The 20298-nt window shown below is 73.1% G+C and carries 19 protein-coding genes; 8 read left to right on the top strand and 11 right to left on the bottom strand.

Features of this window, described 5'->3' with window-relative positions:
- The first annotated feature begins 220 nt into the window (after window positions 1-220).
- The 3 genes from ACFYTT_RS22990 to ACFYTT_RS23000 are packed head-to-tail and all read left to right on the top strand — an operon-like array spanning window position 221 to window position 4274.
- Window positions 221-2245, top strand: a complete 2025-nt coding sequence (locus ACFYTT_RS22990) for a serine hydrolase domain-containing protein (RefSeq protein WP_387262028.1) — start codon at window positions 221-223, stop codon at window positions 2243-2245.
- Window positions 2246-2286: 41 nt separating this feature from the next.
- Entirely contained in the window at window positions 2287-3621 is a 1335-nt protein-coding gene (locus ACFYTT_RS22995) for a histidine kinase (RefSeq protein ID WP_387262030.1), read from the top strand.
- Between the two features lie 8 nt (window positions 3622-3629).
- On the top strand, window positions 3630-4274 hold the full coding sequence (locus ACFYTT_RS23000; protein WP_217706088.1) for a response regulator transcription factor: 645 nt from the start codon (window positions 3630-3632) through the stop codon (window positions 4272-4274).
- 24 nt (window positions 4275-4298) lie between these two features.
- Here the strand turns inward: ACFYTT_RS23000 and ACFYTT_RS23005 are convergent, their stop codons facing one another.
- The gene (locus ACFYTT_RS23005; RefSeq protein ID WP_387262033.1) at window positions 4299-5225 is read right to left on the bottom strand and encodes an alpha/beta hydrolase; all 927 of its coding nucleotides are present in this window, start codon (window positions 5223-5225) and stop codon (window positions 4299-4301) included.
- Window positions 5226-5308: 83 nt separating this feature from the next.
- Here ACFYTT_RS23005 and ACFYTT_RS23010 point away from each other — a divergent pair, with 83 nt between their 5' ends.
- A complete protein-coding gene (locus tag ACFYTT_RS23010; protein ID WP_161594917.1) occupies window positions 5309-5947 on the top strand; it encodes a TetR/AcrR family transcriptional regulator in 639 nt (212 codons plus the stop codon).
- A gap of 45 nt (window positions 5948-5992) precedes the next feature.
- Here the strand turns inward: ACFYTT_RS23010 and ACFYTT_RS23015 are convergent, their stop codons facing one another.
- The 7 genes from ACFYTT_RS23015 to ACFYTT_RS23045 are packed head-to-tail and all read right to left on the bottom strand — an operon-like array spanning window position 5993 to window position 12101.
- Window positions 5993-6934 (bottom strand): amidohydrolase family protein, encoded by a 942-nt coding sequence (locus ACFYTT_RS23015; protein ID WP_387262036.1) that lies wholly within the window; start codon window positions 6932-6934, stop codon window positions 5993-5995.
- A complete protein-coding gene (locus tag ACFYTT_RS23020; protein ID WP_176093888.1) occupies window positions 6934-7869 on the bottom strand; it encodes an MBL fold metallo-hydrolase in 936 nt (311 codons plus the stop codon). The genes ACFYTT_RS23015 and ACFYTT_RS23020 overlap by 1 nt, the downstream gene beginning before the upstream one ends.
- Entirely contained in the window at window positions 7866-8678 is an 813-nt protein-coding gene (locus tag ACFYTT_RS23025) for an ABC transporter ATP-binding protein (protein ID WP_387262039.1), read from the bottom strand. Before ACFYTT_RS23025 ends, ACFYTT_RS23020 begins: the two co-directional genes overlap by 4 nt.
- Entirely contained in the window at window positions 8675-9484 is an 810-nt protein-coding gene (locus ACFYTT_RS23030) for an ABC transporter permease (protein ID WP_387262042.1), read from the bottom strand. Before ACFYTT_RS23030 ends, ACFYTT_RS23025 begins: the two co-directional genes overlap by 4 nt.
- Window positions 9481-10302, bottom strand: a complete 822-nt coding sequence (locus ACFYTT_RS23035) for an ABC transporter permease (protein WP_387262046.1) — start codon at window positions 10300-10302, stop codon at window positions 9481-9483. The genes ACFYTT_RS23030 and ACFYTT_RS23035 overlap by 4 nt, the downstream gene beginning before the upstream one ends.
- Window positions 10299-11318, bottom strand: a complete 1020-nt coding sequence (locus ACFYTT_RS23040) for an ABC transporter substrate-binding protein (RefSeq protein WP_387262049.1) — start codon at window positions 11316-11318, stop codon at window positions 10299-10301. Before ACFYTT_RS23040 ends, ACFYTT_RS23035 begins: the two co-directional genes overlap by 4 nt.
- A gap of 36 nt (window positions 11319-11354) precedes the next feature.
- Complete coding sequence (locus ACFYTT_RS23045) at window positions 11355-12101, bottom strand: class II aldolase/adducin family protein (RefSeq protein WP_387262052.1); 747 nt, start codon at window positions 12099-12101, stop codon at window positions 11355-11357.
- Between the two features lie 330 nt (window positions 12102-12431).
- Between ACFYTT_RS23045 and ACFYTT_RS23050 the strand changes: the two genes are divergently transcribed.
- The gene (locus tag ACFYTT_RS23050) at window positions 12432-13181 is read left to right on the top strand and encodes a Clp protease N-terminal domain-containing protein (protein ID WP_387262055.1); all 750 of its coding nucleotides are present in this window, start codon (window positions 12432-12434) and stop codon (window positions 13179-13181) included.
- 256 nt (window positions 13182-13437) lie between these two features.
- Complete coding sequence (locus ACFYTT_RS23055) at window positions 13438-13803, top strand: MmcQ/YjbR family DNA-binding protein (RefSeq protein WP_131052131.1); 366 nt, start codon at window positions 13438-13440, stop codon at window positions 13801-13803.
- Window positions 13804-13876: 73 nt separating this feature from the next.
- Here the strand turns inward: ACFYTT_RS23055 and ACFYTT_RS23060 are convergent, their stop codons facing one another.
- Complete coding sequence (locus tag ACFYTT_RS23060) at window positions 13877-15646, bottom strand: family 43 glycosylhydrolase (protein WP_131052130.1); 1770 nt, start codon at window positions 15644-15646, stop codon at window positions 13877-13879.
- 392 nt (window positions 15647-16038) lie between these two features.
- Here ACFYTT_RS23060 and ACFYTT_RS23065 point away from each other — a divergent pair, with 392 nt between their 5' ends.
- Complete coding sequence (locus ACFYTT_RS23065; protein WP_236145629.1) at window positions 16039-16812, top strand: MBL fold metallo-hydrolase; 774 nt, start codon at window positions 16039-16041, stop codon at window positions 16810-16812.
- Window positions 16809-17390 carry a DedA family protein gene (locus ACFYTT_RS23070; protein WP_131052129.1) on the top strand — a complete coding sequence of 194 codons (582 nt, stop codon included), beginning with the start codon at window positions 16809-16811 and terminating at the stop codon, window positions 17388-17390. Before ACFYTT_RS23065 ends, ACFYTT_RS23070 begins: the two co-directional genes overlap by 4 nt.
- Here ACFYTT_RS23070 and ACFYTT_RS23075 read toward each other — a convergent pair.
- Window positions 17323-19809, bottom strand: a complete 2487-nt coding sequence (locus tag ACFYTT_RS23075) for a phage holin family protein (protein WP_254876842.1) — start codon at window positions 19807-19809, stop codon at window positions 17323-17325. The genes ACFYTT_RS23070 and ACFYTT_RS23075 overlap by 68 nt on opposite strands.
- 86 nt (window positions 19810-19895) lie before the next feature.
- Complete coding sequence (locus ACFYTT_RS23080) at window positions 19896-20294, bottom strand: hypothetical protein (RefSeq protein ID WP_131052128.1); 399 nt, start codon at window positions 20292-20294, stop codon at window positions 19896-19898.
- Between the last annotated feature and the right edge of the window lie 4 nt (window positions 20295-20298).

Genomic DNA, 20298 nt, shown 5'->3' on the forward strand with positions numbered 1-20298 from the left:
GCACCATCCTCGCCACGGTCGCTGAAGATCGACGTACCCCGGGTGCCGGCGCGATATGCGAGGACGCGGCAACGGGGTGGTTTTCCGACAAAGGTCGTAGGTCGAATGCCGTCCTGCGCCAGATGGCACCACGCTCCCGTTCACGCAGGCTTCTCTCAGGCACCGGGTGACGCCGCACGGACCCCTCCGGACACCCGATCGGCCTGGAAGGCAGCCCGACATGTCTCGCCACGATCCCGCCCGGTCCCGGGCGTTCCGCCTGCGTCGACTCGGCGCGGCCCTGGTCGCGGCGGTCGCCGTCGCCACCGCCGCCGGGTGCGGCGCCGCACCGACCGTCCTGTCCGTTCCCACGCCGCCCGCTCCGGGCGTACCGGCCGACCCGGCCGCGCTGAACGCCGCCGACCTCGACGCCTGGCTCGACGGCCTGTTGCCCGCCGCGCTCCAGCGGACCGGCATCCCGGGTGCCACCGTCGCGGTCGTCCGCGACGGCGAGATCCTGACCGCCCGTGGCTACGGCCACGCGGACACCGGCTCCGGCTCCGGCTCCGGCTCCGGCTCCGGCCAGGCCGTACCGGTCGACCCGGACCGGCACCTGTTCCGGGTCGGCTCGGTGTCGAAGCTGGTCACCGCCGTCGCGGTCCTCCAGCTCGTGCAGAGCGGCGACCTGGACCTCGACGCCGACGTCGACGAGTACCTGGACTTCACCGTGCCCCGCCGCTACGACGAGCCGGTCACCCTGCGGCACCTGTTGACCCACACCGCCGGATTCGAGGAGCGGGTCGCCGGCCTGATCGGCCTCGACGGCGGCAGCCCCGACCTGCGCAAGGCCCTGGCCACCGACCCGCCGGAGCAGATCTACCGGCCGGGCACCGTGCCCGCGTACTCCAACTACGGCAACGCGTTGGCCGGATACATCGTCGAGCACGTCAGCGGGACGCGGTTCGAGGAGTACGTCGACCGCAACGTCCTGGCCCGGGCCGGGATGGCGTCGTCGACGTTCGCGCAGCCGCTGCCTCCGGCCCTGGCCGATCGGGTGGCGAAGGGGTACGACGCCGCCGGTGTCGCCGGCCCGTTCGAGATCGTCGGCACTCCCCCGGCCGGCGCGTTGAGCGCACCCGCCACCGACATGGCCCGCTTCATGCTGGCGTTGACCGGCGAGACGGTCGGCGAGGGGCCGCTGCTCGACGCGCCCACCCGCGAGCTGATGCAGCGTCCCGGGCTCGACGCCACCTCGCTCGGCACCCTCGCGGACGGCCCCCGGATGACGCTCGGGCTCTTCGACGAGAGCCGCAACGGCCGACACATCCTCGGCCACGGCGGCGACACCATGTACTTCCACTCGCACCTGCAGATCTATCCCCAGGAACGGGCCGGCATCTTCCTCTCGCTCAACGGCGGTGGCCGGGGCCAGTTGGACAGCCACGAGTTGCGCCAGGCGGTGGTCAACGGCTTCGCCGACCGCTACTTCCCGGCCATGTCGGAGCGACCGGCGGGCGTCGACGCGGAGACCAGCGCCGCACACGCCGCCGCCGCAGTCGGCACGTACACCGACTCACGCGGGATCCACAGCAACTTCCTGACCCTGATCGGTCTGGTCGGCCGGACCACGGTCAGCGTCGCCGACGACAACCGACTGCTGTTCGAGCCGGGCCCACTGTCGGCCACCCCTGCCCTGTACGAGGAGGTGACCCCCTGGGTCTGGCGTGAGGTGGGCGGGCATCGCTTGCTGGCGATGCGGGTCACCGACGACCGGGTGACGGCGATCAGCTACGACTCCGCGTTCACCCTGCTGCCGGTCGAGCCGGCACGGGCCACGGCGGTGGTCGTACCGGTGCTCGGCGTCTCCGTCCTGGTGCTGGCGCTGACGGTGCTCTCCTGGCCGTTCGGCGCCCTCGTCCGACGGGTCCTCGGTCGGGCGCGTCGTGACCGGGCCGGACGCACCGCGCGGGTGCTCAGCCGCGTCGCGGTCGCCGGTGCGCTGCTCGCGCTGACCGGCTGGGCGGTGAGCGTCGTGGCCGTCATGGGGTTGCAGGACGTCTCCGCCACCTCGCTGCGCACCGTGCAGGCGCTCCAGTTGATCGGCCTGCTCGGGGTGCTGCCCGCCACGGTGCGGCTGGTCGACGACGTACGCCGTCGCGTCGGCTGGCACCGGATCACCGCCAGCGCCCTGATCCTGCTGGCCCTGGCCGGTACGGGCTGGTTCGCCGTCGAGTTCATGCTGCTCGCGCCTAGCATCTCCTACTGACACGTCGATCCGGGACGGACCGGAGCAAGGATGTCCACCGCATGAGCACCCACCCTGATCCGCAGATCGAGGCGACGCCCCGGTCGCCCCGGCTGACCAGGCGGCTCGACGAGCAGCTCACCCGACTCGGCGTGACCGGCCGCTTCGCCCGGGACGGCCTGTTCGCGGCGGCGGTCACCGTGCTCACCCTGCTGCTGCTGGCGCTGCTGCTCTGGGTCGTCGCACCGGCGGAGGGGCTCTCCGTCGACCCGGAGCGGGCCTGGCCGGTGCTCGGGCTCTGCGGCGTGCAGGCGATGCTGCTCTGCCTACGCCGGGTGCGTCCACGGCTCTGTCTCGCCCTGGTCGTCGCCCTGCAACTGGCGATCGTCGGGCTGTCCCTGCCGGAGATGTCGATCCGGGGCATCGCACCGTTCGTCGCCGCGTACACCGTCGGCACGCTGCGGCCGGTCCGGACGGCGCTGCTGATCGCGGGGGCCGCCACGCTGGTGGAGACGGCGGGGGCGGTGGTCACCACCGCCGTCCTCGCCGTCCCCGACGTCCTGCTCGCCGTGCTCGGCAGCTTCACCGCCAGCGCCCTGACCTACCTCGGCGCGGCCTTCGTCGGCGGTTACGTCGCCACCTACCGGCGCTACGTCGAGCTGGTCAAGGTACGCGCCGACGAGGCGGTCCGGGCACAGCGGGCAGGCGTGCAGGCGGCGATCGGCGCGGAGCGGTCCCGGATGGCGCGGGAGCTGCACGACGTGGCCGCCCACCACCTCTCCGGCATGGTGGTGCAGGCGGCGGCGGTGGAGCGGCTGATCGACCGCGATCCGGCGGCGGCCCGTGCCGGGGTGGCCTGGATCCGAGCCCAGGGCAAGCAGACCCTGGACAACCTGCGGCTGGTGGTGGGGGTGCTGCGCGGACGGACCGGGGCGGACACGGGCGACGGCACGGTCCCGGTGCCCGGCCTGGCCGTCCTCGACGACCTCGTCCGCACCGCCGGTGACCTCGGCGGCCCGGTCGGGTTCGTCCGCGAGGGGCAGCCGCGCGAGGTACCGCCGATCGCCGACGTGGCGCTCTACCGGGTGGCGCAGGAGTCGCTCTCCAACGCCCGCCAGCACGCCCCCGGCGCCCCGGTCCGGGTGGCCCTGCGCTACCTGGACCGCCGGGTGACGCTCGAGGTACGCAACGATCCGCCGCCTCGCCGGCCCGAGCCGGCGGCCCGCACCACCGGCGGCGTGGGCCTGGTGGGCATGCGGGAACGCGCCCAGCTCATCGGTGCCGAGTTCACCGCCGGGCCGACCGCCGACGGCGGCTGGTCGGTCACCGTGAGCCTGCCGACCGCACCGGAGGCCGCGCGCACCGCGACGGCGACCGCGAAGGGGGACCCGGCGTGATCAGGGTGATGCTCGTGGACGACCAGGCGGTGGTGCGGATGGGATTCCGGGTGATCCTGGAGCAGGCCGGGGACATCGAGGTGGTGGCCGAGGCGTCGAACGGCGACGCGGCGGTCGACCTGGCCCGCCGGCACCGGCCGGACGTCATCTGCATGGACGTCCGGATGCCCGGCGGCGACGGGCTCACCGCCACCCGCCGGATCGTCGCCGAGGCCACCGAGACGCCGCCCGCCGTGCTCGTGGTGACCACGTTCGACCTCGACGAGTACGTCTTCGGCGCGCTGGAGTCCGGTGCCAGCGGGTTCATCCTCAAGGACTGCGAACCCGACGAGCTGATCGAGGCGGTACGCCGCCTGGCCGGCGGGTACGGCCTCGTCGACCAGGCGGTCACCCGCCGGGTGATCACCGAGTTCGCCCGCCGCACCGCCGCACCGCGCACCGACGCGGTGGCCGCGCACCAGCTCACCGCACGGGAGGCCGAGATCGTCGGGTTGCTCGCCCAGGGTCTGTCGAACGTGGAGATCGCCGCCGAGCTGTTCATCGAGACCAGCACCGTCAAGTCGCACCTCGGCCGGGCGATGGCCAAGATCGGCGTACGGGACCGGTTGCAGACGGTGGTCTGGGCGTACCAGAACGGTGTCGTGCCGCGCTGACCCACCCGCCGTCAGCGTCGACGGTCAGCTGACGAAGTCGCTGACGGCCTGCCCCAACTGGGTCAGTCCCGGTTCCTCGACGGGCAGGTGTCCGGCCCGCTCCAGCAGCACGAGCCGCTTGTCGGCGGCGATGCGGTCGAAGAAGGCACGGCTGAGCGCGACCGGCGTCCAGCGGTCGTCCGCCGGGTGCGTCATGAGCACCGGGCAGGCGGTGAACGCCTCCGGCTCCACCGGCGGGGCGGAGGTGAGGAAGGTCCGCAGGAAGCGGAGTGCGACCCGGTTGCCGCCGCCGGAGGGATCGGTGGCGACCAGCGCGGTGAGGGCCGGGTCGTTGCTCATCGCGCCCATGTTCGCGATCCAGCGCATCGGCACCCGCCAGGCGTCGAGCGGCCGGGCCGGGCCGAGCAGGGACGGCGTGACGCGGCCCATGGCCGGCAGACGGGTCATCCGCATCCGCGCGGTGACGTCACGCGGGTCCAGCAGGCAGGTGACGACCAGGCCGGCGACGTCGACGGTGGCGGCGACCGAGTACGCCAGCATGCCGCCCATGCTGGCGCCGAGGAGGAAGACGGGACGGCCGTCGCGGGCCTGTTCCGCCGCCACGAGGTCGGCGACGCAGTCGATCCACTCCGGGTACGCCACCGGTCGGTCACCGCGGGTCAGTCCGTAACCGGGCAGGTCCGGGGCGAGCACCTCCACCGGGGCGAGATGGGCCAGCATCCGCGCGTACGGGGCGAGCATCCGCCCGTACCCACCGGCACCGTGCAGCAGGAGGAGCTTCACCGGGGCGTCCGGTGCGGCGAGCCGGTCCAGGTGCACGTCCAGCCCCCGCCAGCGCCACCACTCCTCGGCCGGGGCGTCGTCGACGTCGCTGCGCAGCCATGTGGGATAGAAGCGCTGGTAGTCGAGCCACCGGGTGACCTCCTGGTACGTACGCCGACCGGATTCCACACTCCACCTTTCATCGTTTTACCTGCTCATGGCTATGATATGAGGAATACCTCGCTTTGTTTACTCGCGTTTGGAGTCGCCCGGTGCCACCCCGGCCCGCACCGCATCAGCCCAGGAAGACGCCCCGGCAGCAGCGCGCCTGGCAGACCCGTCGGCGCATCCTCGACGCGGCGGCTCGCGTTTTCGCCGAGTACGGCCACGCCGCCGGCACCACCGACCGGATCGCCGCCGAGGCCCGACTCTCGGTGGGTTCGCTGTACCAGTACTTCCCGAACAAGGACTCGATCCTGCTGACCCTGGCGCTGGAACACGTCGACGAGACCGCCCAGGCGGTCCGGGTCAGCCTCGCCGGTCTCCCTGACGGCCCCGTCCCGGTGGACCGGTGGCTCCCGGCGGTGGTCGGCGCCTGCGCCGAGCTGCACACCCGCGACCCGCGCCTGCACCGGGTGCTGTTCGAGGAGTCACCGCGCCCGCCCGACCTGCTGGCCCGCTTCCACGAGGCCGAGCGTGAGGCGGCTGCCGCCGTCGAATCGTTGCTGCGGCGGGATCCCGACCTGACACCGGCCGACCCGGAGCGCAGCGCCCGAGTCGTGGTCGCGGTCGTCGAGTCGCTGGTGCACCGCTTCGTCGCACAGCAGCCGGACCGGATCAGCGAGCCGGAACTGACCGGCGAGATCGTCGCGGTGGTGACCGGCTACCTGGGCCGCGCGACCGTGAGCTGACCCGCCCGACGCGACCGAAGGGGCAACCCTGCCGCGTCGCCGTCGTCAGCCGTCGAGCAGACGCAGCGCGTTGCCGCCGGCGACGAGCCGGGTGTCGGTCTCGTCCAGTCCCGCCAGCGCCAGCGCCGACTCGACCCGCGCGCGGCTGGTGGCACGCGCACCGATCGGCCAGTCCCCACCGACCAGCACGTGGTCGGCACCGAGCAGGTCGGTGGCGAACCTGATCGCGGCCGGCGCGAACCCCATCGTGTCGAGATAGACGTGCGCGCGCTGCGACGCGGGCGCCGCCGATGTCAGGACCTCTCCCCCGTCGGTGGCGGCGGCCAGGGACAGGCCCGCGACCCCGAGCATCGGGAAGACCACGTGCAGCCCCGGCAGGTCGGCCAGCACGCCGTCGACCAGCAGCGACAGCAGCGCGGCGGCGTTGATGGTGCCCCGGGCCAGCGAGGTGCCGAACCGGCCGAGACCGGCGAAGGCGGTGGTCATCGCCACCGGGCTGATCGGGTGCGCGAAGACGGGTACGCCGAGTTCCGCCGCGACGACCAGGGTGGGGCGGGCGGCCTTCGCGCCGAGCAGGAGCCCGTCGGTGGCGCAGTCCACGACCAGCCCGGACAACCCGAGGTCCCGTACGGCGCGTACCGCCTCGTCGGCCGCCGACTCACCGGCGAAGGCGTCGACGGTGGCCAGGCCCCGGAGCCGGTCCGGTGCGCTCGCCACCGCCTCGGCGAGGTGGTCGTTGAGCCGCCGCAGGTCGTCCGGGCGGGTGCGTTCGCCGTGCGGGGTCACCAGCGCCGGTGGCGCGCTGAGCACCCGCAGGTCGATGCCGTGCCGGCCGGTGTCGGCCAGCAGCCCCTCCAGGTCGGCGATCCGGCGGGCCAGCCCGCGCCAACGGTCGGCCAGCTCCGGCGCGGCGTGCCGGGGCGGCAGCGCCGGATGGGCCGGACAGGCGTGGTGGGTGTGGAAGTCGGCGACGAACAGCGGCGGCATCAGACCTCGATGAAGGTGTACGTGAAGCCGCGCTCGGCCCGGTGCACGTACCCGGCGGCGGGGAACGGGAAGTGCGTCGGCACCAGCAGGTCACCGGAGTCGGCGGCCCGTTCCAGCAGGCGGCGACGCTGGTCGGCGGAGTCGCCCGGCACCACGCAGTACCGGATGCTCCACTCGGGACGCTCCAACTGCACCCCGTGGTGCAGCATGTCCCCGGCGAACAGGGCACGTCGGCCGGCGGACTCGACCACCAGATAGACGTTGCCGGGGGTGTGCCCGAACGCGGGCACGAGGTGGATCTCCGGCGTCAGCACGTGGTCGGCCGGCACCAGGTCGAGCACACCGGCGTCGCGCAGCGGCAGGATGCTGTCCGCCAGGTAGTCGCCGGTGCGCCGCATCGCCGCCGCGCCCTGCGGGCCGGTCCACCAGTCGAACTCCTCCCGGACCACCAGGTAGCGGGCGTTCGGGAAGGTCGGCACCCAGCCACCGGAGCCGTCGGCGCTGGTGGCGAAGCCGACGTGGTCGACGTGCAGGTGGGTGAAGACCACCGTGTCGACGTCGTCGAGGCTGACCCCGGCGCGGGCGAACTGCTCCAGGAACGGCCGGTCGGCGCGGTCGAAGACACCGCCGTTGCGGGGTTTGCCGTTGCCGCCACCGGCGTCGACCAGGATCAGCCGATCCCTGGTCCGGAGCAGGTGGGCCTCCTGGTTGAGCACGATCCGCCCGTCGCGGGTGAAGGGCTCGGCGGTGTAGAAGGCGTCGTCGGTCCAGGACTCGGTCTCCAGTTGCGGGAAGAAGTCCGTCGGGAGCGGGAGGTAGTCGACCTCGCGGATCGGGAAGACCTCCACCTCGCCGACGGGGAAGGACCAGAGCGGGCCCTCTCCGCCGCCGGTGTCCTGCCAGCGTGGTGCGGTCTCCGGGGACTGCTCGCTCATCGGGTCACCTCTGCTCGCGGGGTTTCGGGTTCGGGTGCGCGGCGGACCCGCGCATAGACCTGGGCACGCAGTTCGCCGAAGCGGGCCGAGGAGCGGGTGCCGAGCTGGTCGCGGTCCGCCGGCAGATCGACCGGGAACTCGGCGACGACGCCGGTCGGGGCGGCACCGAGGACGACGACCCGCTGACCGAGGTACACCGCCTCGTCGATGTCGTGCGTGACGAACAGGACGGTCATCGCGTACCGCCGCCAGAGCGTGGCCAGCAGATCCTCCAGGTCACCGCGGGTCTGGGCGTCGACCGCGGAGAACGGCTCGTCCATCAACAGCAGCCGGGGCCGGTACGCGATCGCGCGGGCGATGGCGACCCTTTGCTGCATGCCGCCGGAGAGCTGCCACGGGTACGCCCGTGCCGTCTGGCCCAGCCCGACCGCGTCGAGCGCCTCGGCGACCGCCTCCCGGCGTGCGGCGCGACCGATGCCCCGGTGCCGTAGCGGCAGCTCGACGTTCTGCTGCACCGTCTTCCAGGCGAACAGGCTGCGGCCGTACTCCTGGAAGACCACGCCCAGGTCGGCCGGCGGCTCGGTCACCCGCTGCCCGGCCAGGTACACCTCGCCGGTCGAGGCGGGCAGCAGCCCGGCGACGATCTTCAGCAGCGTGGTCTTGCCGCAGCCGGACGGCCCGACGACGGTGACGAACTCGCCGTCGCCGACCGTGAGGCTCACCCCGGCCAGGGCGTCCACGGTGCGTTCCCGGGCCCGGTACGACTTGCCCAGCGCGACGATCCGCAGCAGGTCGGGTCCGACTGTCACGTTGACTCCTCTCGTCCGGTGGCGCCTCGGTGCCACCGCAGGGCACGCCGCTCGACCAGCTCGAAGACCTTCGCCAGGGCGAAGCCGAGCAGGCCGAGCAGGAGTACGCCGCTCCACATCTGCGGTATGGCGAAGGTGCGCTGGAACCGGATCACGGTGAAACCGAGGCCGTCGGTGCTCATCAGCATCTCGCTGACCACCATGACGATGAGCGAGATGCCCAGCGCCTGGCGGGCACCGGCGAAGACCTGCGGGCTCGCGGCACGCAGGATCAGGCCGTGCCGGGTCCAGCCCGGCAGCCGGTACGCGGCGGCGGTCTCCAGGTGGACCTGGTCCACGGCCCGCACGCCGTCGGCGGTGTTCAGCAGGATCGGCCAGACCGCGCCCAGCACGATGACGATCAGTTTCGTGGCGTCGCCGATGCCGACCGCGACCAGCAGCACCGGGATCATCACCGGTGCCGGGAGCACCCGGAAGTAGGCGAGGATCGGGCCGGTCAGTGCGCGTACCACCGACCAGCGGCCGACCACGTAGCCGACGCCGACGCCGATCACCAGCGCGGCGGCGTAGCCGGTGGCGAGCCGACGCAGGCTCGGCACCACGTCGCGGACGAAGACGTCGGACAGCCAGACCTGACCGAACGCCTCGACGATGCGGCGCAGCGGCGGCAGGAAGATGGTGGTGCTGTCCGCGCTGAGCACCCACCAGAGGGTGAACAGCAACACCGGCAGCCCCAGCGCGAATCCGACGGCGGAGGCCCCCCGGGCCAGGCCGGTACGCAGTGGGACGGATCGTGGGCCGGTCATCCGGTCGCCACCTCCCGCCGGGTCGCCACGTGCCAGTGCAGCAGCCGGCGTTCGGCCAGGCGGGCGCCCAGGTCGAGCAGGATCCCCACCCCGCCGGTCAGCAGCACCAGCGCGTACATGCCGGTGAACTCGCCGGACTCCTGGCTGCGCCAAATCAGCTCGCCGAGACCGGCGGCGCCCATCACCAGTCCGCCGGTGACGGCCAGCGCGAGCGCCACCGAGACGATCAGCCGCAGCGCGGTGCCGAGGTACGGCAGCACCGTCGGCCAGGTGACGTGCACGACCCGGGCCAGCGGGCCCAGTCGCAGGCTGCGGGCGGTGTCCACGGCCACCCGGTCCACGTCGCGCAGCCCGTACAACACCTGGAACAGCACGATCCAGAAGCACGAGACGGCGACGAGCAGGACGGTGATCTGGGCGACGTCCAGCACCAGGACCAGCACCGGGATCAGCACGATCGACGGGACCGGGCGCAGGAAGTCCAGGGTGGACGAGGTGACCCGCAGCAGCCACGGGACCGAGCCGATGGCGAAACCGCCGACGATCCCGGCCACCACGGCGATCACCAGGCCGGACGCGACGGCCAGCAGGGTGCGGCCGGTCGCGGTCCAGAACCGGGCCTCGGTGAGCAGGCGGAGCGCCTCCGGGGCGACGGCGGAGAGCGGTGGCACGTGCAGTGGGGAGAAGAACGTGCGGGTCACCGCCTCGTACCCCGCCGCCGCGACCAGCAGCCCGACCACGCCGAGCAGCCGGCGACCGGCGACCGGGCCGCCGGCCGACCCCCGGGTAGGGGCCGGCGTGCGGCTGCTCGTGGTCACGGCAGGATCAGCTCGTCGAGGTTCGGCGCGGTGCTGATCAGACCGTCGCGTTGGGCGTACCCGGCCAGCTTCTCGGCGGCCTGCCGGCTCACCTCGTCCCGCCAGCCGGTGATGGTGATGCTGTTCGCCACCTCGGGGCTGATCTGGGTGAAGGTGGGGATCTTCGCGCGCACCTCGTCCTCGTGCTCGCGGGCGTACGCGTACGCCTCCCGGATCGCGTCGCGGAAGGCCGAGACGACCTCCGGGCCCTGCCCGATGTAGGTGCCCGAGGTGTACCAGGCGGAGACGGTCAGGTCCTCGGCCAGGTCGGTGAAACCCCAGCCGACCGGCACCGCACCCTGCGCCTTGGCCGCCGACAGGAACGGCTCGACCACCCAGGCGCCGTCCACCCGGCCCTCGCTGATCGCGGCCGGGACCTGCGGGAACGGGATCTCGACAAGCTTCACCGAGTCGGAGTCGCCACCGGCGGTGCGGACCGCCTCGCGGGAGGCAGCCGCCGCGATGTTGGTCAGGATGTTCACCGCCACCGTCTTGCCTTCGAGCTGCTTGGGGCTGGTGATGCCGGAGTCGCCGGCCACCACGAGCGCGCCGTAGTCCGCACCGGCCTTGCCGGTCGACGCCGACGCGGGCACCACCGCCTTGACGTCCAGCCCCTGGGTACGCGCCACGATCAGCGTGGTGAGGTCGCCGGTGGCGAAATCCACCTTGCCGGCCAGCACCGACGGCACCGAGGTCAGGTCGGAGGTCTGGGTGTCCACCTCGACCCGCAGGCCGTGCCTGGCAAAGATCCCGTTGTCCTGGGCGAGGTAGATCGGGGCGAGGTGTCCGAGCGGCGCGGAGGCCAGCCGCACCGTGGTCAGGCCGTCCGTGCCGCCGGCCGCGTCGGCGGAGTCGTCGGTGGCGGAGCAGGCCGCGAGGGCGCTGGTCAGCAGCGTGGCGGCGAGGACGCCGGCCAGGCCGCGACGAAGGGCGGGTGTGGCGGGTACGTGCCGGAGGGTCCGGGTGGTACGGAACATGCTCTGTCTCGATTCTCAGGGGGTGAACGGGGTCGGTCAGAAGCGCAGACGCAGGTCGAGGTCGCGGACGTGCTCCGGGAAGGGCACCGGCCCGCCGAGCGGCTGGGCGGCGACGCTCGACACGGCCGCCTCCTCGATCGCCACCACCAGGCTCGCCGCGTGCTTCGCGTCGTCCCCGGCGACGAGCAGGCCGTGGTTGCCGAGCAGGACGCCGTAGGTGTCGGGGTGGGCCCGGTAGGTGTCGGCGATGGCGCGTACCGCGTCGGCGGTGCCACGCGGTGCCCAGGGTGCGACCGGGACGTCGACGGCCTGGCCGTGCACCAGCAACGCCTCGTACCGGGCGGGCAGGCTGGTCGAGGCGAGGGCGTAGCTGGTGGCGTAGGGCGAGTGGGTGTGGATGACGGCGGCCACGTCCGGGCGGGTGCGGTAGACGCCGACGTGCATGGTGAGGATGGCGGCCACCGACGGGCTGGGCGTGCCGAACAGCACCTCGCCGTCGAGGTTCACCACGACGACCTCGTCGTTGACGGTCCGCAGAGCGGGTACGCCGACGCGCAGGTCGTCGGCGGGCCACGGGCGCAGCAGCTCACCGGCGTTGATCGCGAGCAGGTCGTGGTGGCCCGGCAGCCGGACGCTGATGTTGCCGTGTCCGCTGGCGGACATCGCCGAGGCGGCGAAGATCCGGTTGATGCCGGTGGTGAGGTCGGTCCGGGCGGCGGCCAGTTCGTCGGCACCGAAGGGTGCGTCCCGCAGTGCCGAGGGGGTGGGGATGTGCTCAGTCATGACGTCACTGCCTTGTCGTTGTCGGGGTGCCGGTCGACGCACCGTGCGGCGGGCAGGCGAAGGCAGCGTCCGAGGTCGGACGCGTGCGTGTACCGGTGCGTGGGGTGGGGGAATGCCGTGGCGCGGGCCCTCGGCGATCTGCGGCCGGGTCAGCGGCAGGGACAGAGCGCGCTGCCGGTGCGACCGTAGTCGACCGCGCGGCGGGCGGTCAGCGGCGTTGGCATAACCCTAGTATGCCCCTAGGATTTGCAGGAGATCAAGCCGGTGGACGCTGTGACCTGCACCCCAGCCCCCACCCCCGCCCCGCCTCCGCCACGACAGGACCCCCACATGCCCAAAATCAACGTGTACCTGCCCGACGCGCTCGCCGAGCGGGTACGCCAGGCCCGGTTGCCGGTCTCGCGGATCTGCCAGACCGCGCTGACCCAGGCGCTCGACGGCGTCGACCGGGCCGCGCACGACGCGGTCGCCGACCTCGCGCTGCCCGAGCCGGTCGACCTGGCACCGCCGCCCAACCACCACGTCGCGGCGATCCTGCGCCAGGCGTACGACGTCGCGGCGGCTCGCGGGGCGGCGCTCGTCGAACCGGTCGACCTGCTCCAGGCGTTCCTCGACGAGGGCGAGAGCCTGGTGCTGAACGCCGTCGAGCTGCTCGGCTTCCCGGCCGCCTCGATCCAGGCCGCGATCGACGGAGCCGTCGGCCGTCGGCCGGGCCGGTCCCGCGCCTCGCGACGGAACGGCGGGGCGACACCACCCACGTTGGGCACCAGCGCCCGCACGACGTTGACCACGGCCGCCACCCAGGCCGCCGCACACGGGTCCGCCACCATCGCCGGCAGCCACCTGCTGCTCGGGCTGACCACCGATGACGGCACCGCCGGTGCGGTACTGCGGGACGTGGGGGTCACCGAGGTGGTCACCCCCGCCGTCCTGTCCGCGCTCTACTACGGTGCGACCTTCGGCCGGGTGACCACGGACCGGGACGCGGACACCGCCTCGCTCCGGATCATGATGCTCGACGTGCTCGACCGGCTCGACCGGCTGCACCACCAGATCACCGGGCCCGCGCCGGGTCGCTGAGGCTCCGGCCGCTCCCCGCGCCGCCTCACCCGTCCGCGTCCCGCCTCACCCGTCCACTTGTCGCTCACCGGCCGGAGTCACGTCGCTGCTCTCCGAGTGGTCCCCCCCTCGCAGGCAGTAGTCGGCCGGGGCGGATCCGGTCCGGGGTCCCAAAGTCTGTCGAGCACGGCGCGGGCTGCCGGCGGGGCATCGGCCCGCTGGTGCGGGTCGCGAGGCGTTCGCCGGTCCCGGCCTCCGGGTGCCGTACGGTGTATCGATGACCGACTTGGTGGCGACCATCCGAAGGGTCTGCCTGGACCTGCCCGAGGTCACCGAACGCCCCAGCCACGGCACGCCGGCCTGGTTCATCCGGGGCAAGAAGTCCTTCGCCCAGGTGTGGCCGGACGGCCATCACCAGAACGACTTCCCGCACCTGTGGTGCGCCGCGCCACCGGGCTCGGCCGAGGAGCTGATCGCGTCCGCCCCGCAGACCTACTTCCGTCCGCCCTATGTGGGGCATCGGGGCTGGGTGGGCGTACGCCTCGACACCGGTGTGGACGAGACCGAACTCGCCGAGGTCGTCGAGGACGGGTACCGGGTGGTGGCGCCCAAGACCCTGCTCGCCCGGCTCGACGCCCGCTGAGAGGCACCGGTTCGACGCCCACTGAGAGGCACTACCGTGGGCCCGGTCGGCGGCCGGGCCCACGGCGTGCGGCTCACTGGAACGACACGTCGTCCAGGTACAGGCCGTCGGTGCCCGCTGCCGTCTCGACATAGAGACGCGCGCCGGTCAGGCTGCCGCTCCACGACACGGTGGCGGTGCCGGTGAGCTGGGTCCAGCCGTTCGCGTTCACCGTCGCCGCCGGGGTGAGCTGCACGTAGTTCGTGGTGCCGTCGGCGGTCACCGCCAGCGTCGGGCGCACCGACGGGGTGCCGCTCTGCGACCGCACCCAGAGCGTCGTGGTGTACGTGCGGCCGTTGGTCAGCTTCGACGTCACGTCCTGGCTGGGGCCGTTCCACGACGCGGTACGCCCCGAGTGCAGCAGCGAGCGCGTGCCGCCCCGGACCACGCTGGTGTTCGACGCCAGCGTGCCGGCGCCGAAGACCGTCCAGCCGGTCGTGCCGCTCTCCATGTCGCCGTTGGTGACCAGGTTGCCGCCGGTGCCGGTGCCGCCGGTGAAACGCCAGTTGTTCATGTTGAACAGGTAGCCGCTGCCGCCGGTGAAGCGCAGGTACAGGTCGCGGGTGCCGGTGGCGCCGCTGACGTTGCAGGTGGTGTTCGCCCAGTTCTGCCAACCCCCGGTGCCCGGCACGGCACAGGTCCCGACCAGCGGGCCGGTGCTGCTGTCCAGCCGCAGCTCGATGGTCCCGCCGCTGGTGCCCGAGGCCACCCGGGCGGTGAAGGACGAGGCACCGGTGCCGAACGCGACGCCCTTGACCCGGATCCAGTCGCCGTTCTCGATGAACCCGACGTTCATCCCACCCTCGCTGGACACCTCGGTCTCGATGCCGTTGGCCCAGTCGATGGTCTCGGCCTCCTGCGTCACGTACGGGTTGAGCGTGCCCACCTGGGGCGGCCCGGCGGTGGTCATGTTCATCGTCGGGATCGACCCGTCGGCGTTGTAGGTGAAGCGTTCCACCGCCACCGACCTGGTGTAACCGCCGCCGCCCGGCAGCGCGCCGTTGTGGTAGAAGAAGTACGAGTTCCCGGCGAAGTCGATGATGCCGGGGTGGTTGGTGAAGCTGCTGCCCTGCCTCGGCATGACGGTGCCCCGATAGGTCCACGGGCCGGTCGGGCCGGGGGCGGTGGAGTAGCCGATGAACTCCGAGCAGCACTCGGCGGCGAAGACGTTGTAGTAGACGCCGTTGCGCTTGTAGACCCACGGCCCCTCCTCGTAGAGGGTGGGTCGGCTCGCGTTGCCGGTGCGGGTGCCGAAACCGGCCGTGGTCAGCGGGATCTGGGTCGGGCTGCCGGAGAACGAGATCATGTCCGAGTTCAGCCGGACGTACCACAGGTTCGGGTTGCCCCAGTAGAGATACGCCTGACCGTTGTCGTCGATGAAGGCGTGCGGGTCGATCTCGTTGTTGCCGACCAGCGGCCGACCCAACGCGTCGCGGAACGGCCCGGTCGGCGAGCTGGAGACGCCGACACCGATCACCATCTGCCCGTTGGAGCGTTGCCGCACCGGCACGTACCAGTAGAACTGGCCGTTGCGGGGGACCACGTGCCCGGCCCACGCGTTGGCGTCGGCCCAGGCGAACGTCCCCAGGTTCATCGGGGACCCGTGGTCGGTCCAGTTCACCATGTCGGCCGAGGAGAAGACTCGCCACTCCCGCATGGTGAAGTAGGTCGAGCCGTCCTCGTCGCGTCCGGTGTAGAGGTAGACCCGGCCGTTGTGCACCAGTGGCGCCGGGTCGGCCGTGTAGACGTGCTGTACGAGCGGATTGTCCGCCTTCGCCGGAGCGGCGAAGAAGATCACCATCATCAAGGGAACCGTCAGCCAGGCGATCCCACGTCTGGCTCTGGCGCTGCGCGGCAGCGCGGACACGAAGCTCACAACGGACTCCTGTTCCGGTGGTGGCGCGCTCGCCGGACCAGCCGTACGGGGACGGGAACGGCGGGACGAGCGGTGCCGGTCGACCGTGACCGAGGCAGTGTTAGCGACAACATCAATTCCTCGGCTGCCCGCCAGAGAGCCACAGAGGGCGTGCTCACCATCACCACCGATGCGAACGCTAACATGTGAGCGATCACACAGACAAGGATGAGCATCTATCTCTTGGCGCGTCGGGCGGGAGCCCGGCACCGCCCCGCACCACGGCCGCCGAGGGGGTGCCGACCTGCACCCGTTACGGTGGCAGGCGTGTCGAGGGCGGGGTGGGTGACGGTGTGGTCGAGCTGACCTGGCACGGTCACAGCACCGTGTGGATCGAGGACTCCGGCACCCGACTGCTCACCGACCCGCTGCTCCGCGACCGGCTCGCCCACCTGCGGCGGCGACGGGGACCCACTCCCCGGTTGTCGGCCGCACCGGACGCCGTACTCGTCTCGCACCTGCACGCCGACCACCTGGACCTCGCGTCGCTGCGCCGGCTACCCCCGGACACCCGGCTCGTCCTCCCGGCCGGGGCCGCGCCGCTGGTGCGGCGGGGCCTGGGCGCGACCGCCGACCGGTACACCGAGTTGGCCCCCGGCGAGGCGACCACGATCGGCGAGGTCACCGTCACCGCCGTGCCCGCCGCCCACCCCGCCGGACGCGGCCCCTGGTCGCGGCACCAGGCACCGGCCATCGGCTACCTCGTCGAGGGGCGGGCGCGGACCTGGTTCGCCGGGGACACCGGCTTCTTCGCCGAGATGGACTCGCTCGGCCCCCTCGACCTGGCGCTGATCCCGGTCGGCGGGTGGGGACCCACACTCGGCCCGGGCCACCTCGACCCGGAGGGCGCGGCCGAGACCGCCCGGCGGGTGGCGGCGGCGTGGGCAGTACCGATCCACTACGGCACCTTCTGGCCGATCGGGTGCGACCGGGTCCGGCCGGACCGGTTCTTCCAGCCGGGCGACGACTTCGCCCGGCACGCGCGACGGATCTCCCCCGACACCCGGGTACGCGTCCTCCAGCCGGGTGAGTCCCTCACCGTGCCCGGCGCATGACGGCGGCCCTCGGCACGCTGGCGTGGCTCACGCTGGTGGTGATGTTCGGCGCGGTCGTCCCGGTGGTGCCTACCGGGGCGGCGGTCAGCGGTGCCGCCGCCCTCGCCGCCCACCAGGACCCGGTGACCGTGCTCCTGGTCGTGTTCGCCGGGGCGCTCGGCGCGTACCTCGGTGATCTGGTGGTCTTCGCGGTGCTCGGCTGGGGCGGCGAACGCATCGCCCGGCGACTGCGCTGGCTGCGCGGGCCGCAACGGCTGGACCGGCTGTCGGCACGGGTACGCGAGGGCGGTGTCCCGATGCTCCTGGTCTCCCGGCTCGTGCCCGGCGGCCGGTTGCCGGTGCTGCTGGCCGCGGCGATGGCCGGGATGACCTGGCGGCGGTTCGCGGTGGCGAACCTGCCCGCCGTCCTGCTCTGGTCGGCCCTCTACGCGATGATCGGCGTGCTCGGCCGGGCCATCTTCCCCGAGCCGTGGCAGAGCGTGCTCGCCGCGATCGTGCTGGTCCTGCTGGTCACTCAGGGGTGGAGCCTGCTGGGGCGACGCCGGCCCGAGCCGGCTCATCCACCGGCGACGCCATAGCCGGTAACCGCACTCCGGTCTCCCCCGGACGCGGTCGGGGGGTCGGCTGACCCGGCCGGCCCGCCGGAGCGAGCCTGTCCCCCGCGTCGGACCCCGCCGCCGTACCGGCGGGCCCCTCCGCCATGCCGGACCGGGTCGGTGCGTCGCCCACCCCGTGCGCCGGGTCGTCGGGCTCGTCGGGGCTGCGCAGGCCGAGCCGGGACAGCCAGTCGAGCAACTGGCGGTGCACCGCGTCCGGGCCGACCAGCTCGCCCTCCTGCGGCCAGTCGGCGGGATGCACCAGCAGCGCGTCGTTCTGCCAACCGCCCAGGCCGCCGTGGCTGCCGACCAGTTCCTCGAAGGCGGTCACCTCTTCCAGGCCGGGGTCCACGGAGCTGATCAGCACCAGGTCACCGACGTGGTCGATGCCCTGGTGCCGCAGCAGGTCGTGCCGGGCCCTCGGCCCGTACGGCAGCAGCGGGTCGTCGCCCTCGACGTGCCCGTCGGTCAGCCGGTGGGTCCCGGACCGGCCGACCGCCAGCGCTCCGGCGGCCGAGTCGACGACGACCACGCCGACGCCGGGATGCGCGGCCAGACCCGCCACCAGCCCCGGCGTCACCTCGTCGAGGCGCTCGCGGGTGAGCCGCCCCGGATGCCGGGTCAGATAGACCATCGCCAGATTCCCGGAGGCCACCACCACGGTCTCCGGTTCGGTACGCCCCGACGCGGCAGCCTGCTCGTGCGTCGGGTGCGGGCCACGGGCCGCCTCCGGCCGGGCACGTACCGCCATCCGGGTCGCGGTGGCGGTCACACCGCTGCGGCCGGACACCTCGCTGAGCAGGGTGTCGACCCGGGCCTGCTCCTCGGCGTTGCGGGTGGTCTCGTGCTCGCCACCGGCGAGCGCCGCGTCCCGGCCAGGCCCACGTGGGCGTCGGCGCGGTGCCGGCGCGGGCTCGTCGACGCCCGGGGCGACCAGTCGGGACACCACCTGGGTCAGGGTCTCGCCGTACCGCTGGCGGAACGTCGCGCCCTGGCTCTGGCCGTGGTCGCTGAGCACCACGATGTGATAGCGCCGCGTCGCCTCGGCGGCCAGCCGTTGCAGGATGCCGAGGGTGTGGTCGAGCGACTCCAGCGCCGCCATCGCCTCCGGCCGGGCCGGGCCGGCGTGGTGGGCCACCTCGTCGTAGTCGACGAAGTCGCAGAAGACGACGGGGGCGCCCCGGGCCATCTGCTCGGCGATGAGCGACACGTTGAGATCGCTGAGCAGGCTGGCCAGCGGACGCAACGCCAGGTAGGAGCCGCCCCGGTCGGCCCGGGGCTGTACGCCGCGCACCCGTCGCCGCCGGGCGGCGTGCAGTTCCCGCAGCACCTGCCCGGCACCGAGCACCACCGTTCGGGCGAAGCCGTACGGGCTGGTCATGAACGCCGCATAGCCGGGCGTGGAGCGGCCGGGCAACCCGGCGTGGCTGACCGTCAACAGGGTGGTGGGGGCGTCGCCGGAGAAGGCGGTGCTGATGCTCACCCCACCGTCGCGCAGCAGCCCCCGGCCGGTGGAGATCCGCCGCTCGACCTCGGCCGCGTCGCGGGGACGACTGGTCACCACGAGCCGCCCGGGCGGCACGGTCCCGTCGGGGCCGGCTGGTGCCTTCTCGTACCAGCGGTAGGCCGGCACCCGACCGAACTCGCCGTGCAGCAGGCCGGCCTGGGCGGCGGGCGTGGTGGCCGGCAGCCCGGTGTGCCAGCGGGTCATCCGGTGGCTGCGTGACCGCAGCCACCGGCCCATGGTGGGCAGGTTGCCGGCGCGGACCGCCCACTGCAGCACCGGGGCGGCCACCCCGTCGAGCTGGATGACGAGCAGGCCCTCGGCCGGGACCTCGCCGGGCGTGTCCCGCCGGGCCGGGCCGCTGCGGCGCCAGCGCCACCAGCGGCGACCATCACGGTCGGTGGAGCGCCGGACCCGGCTCATCAGCCGCAGCATCTCGCTGACGAAGGTGTCGTCGGTGCCGGCGTCGGCGAGCCAGTTGACCACGGCGGCCAGCGCCACGGCGAGCCAGGCGGCGGCGAACGCGACGGCGAACCCGGCGACGTGCGCCTCGGGGGCCAGTTGCAGTGCCACGTACATGACGACGGCCTGGACGCCCACGCCGATGGTCAACGCACCGAGTCCGCCGAGCGCGGTGGCCAGGGCCAGCAGCACCGGCCGCAGCACCGCCCCGACGCCGGTGACCAGGGCCACCAGCCAGAGCAGGCCGACCAGGCCGCTGATGGTGACGCCGGGCAGCAGCCAGAACGTCGTGCTGAGCACCAGGAACGAGGTGACCATGCTGCGCACCAGGGCGCGTACCCGGGCGAAGGTCGGCCGGTAGTCGCGCAGCACCCGCAGGGCGACCCGGACGGGTTCGGGCAGAGCGCGGCGCTCGGCATCCACCTGCGGTTCCATGCCGCCACCATGTCACACGGCACCAACAAGATCGAAAAGCCGGACCCGGGTTCCCGGCCGGTGGTGGACCCGCGCCGCGCGGACGGTCAGGGGTCGAGACTGGTGGCGTTCTCCGGCGGCCCGGACAGCGCGGTCGTGATCCATCGGCGCTGGGTCGCGTCCCACGACAGGAGCAACCAGCCGGGCCGGTACGGCGGCAGCGGGAGGTTCTCCAACCGCAGTGCCATCTCGGACGTGACCTGTTCCGGCAGCCGCAGCACCACCCGCGCGGCGGCAGCGGTGAGCGTGACGGTGCCCTCGGTGCGGATCTCGTCCTGCACGTCGCGGCGAGCCCGGCGGGACAGTCTGTCCCGGATCAGCTGGTAGACGTCCTCCCCCGCCTTCGTGGCCAGCGCCTGGACGAACGGCAGCAGGGTGGACCCGGCCAGCGCGCCGATGAGGAGTTCGGTGGCACCCCGGTCGGTGTCGTCACGTCGATCGGTCACATCG

This window comes from Micromonospora sp. NPDC003816, assembly GCF_042874705.1.
Taxonomy (GTDB): domain Bacteria; phylum Actinomycetota; class Actinomycetes; order Mycobacteriales; family Micromonosporaceae; genus Micromonospora.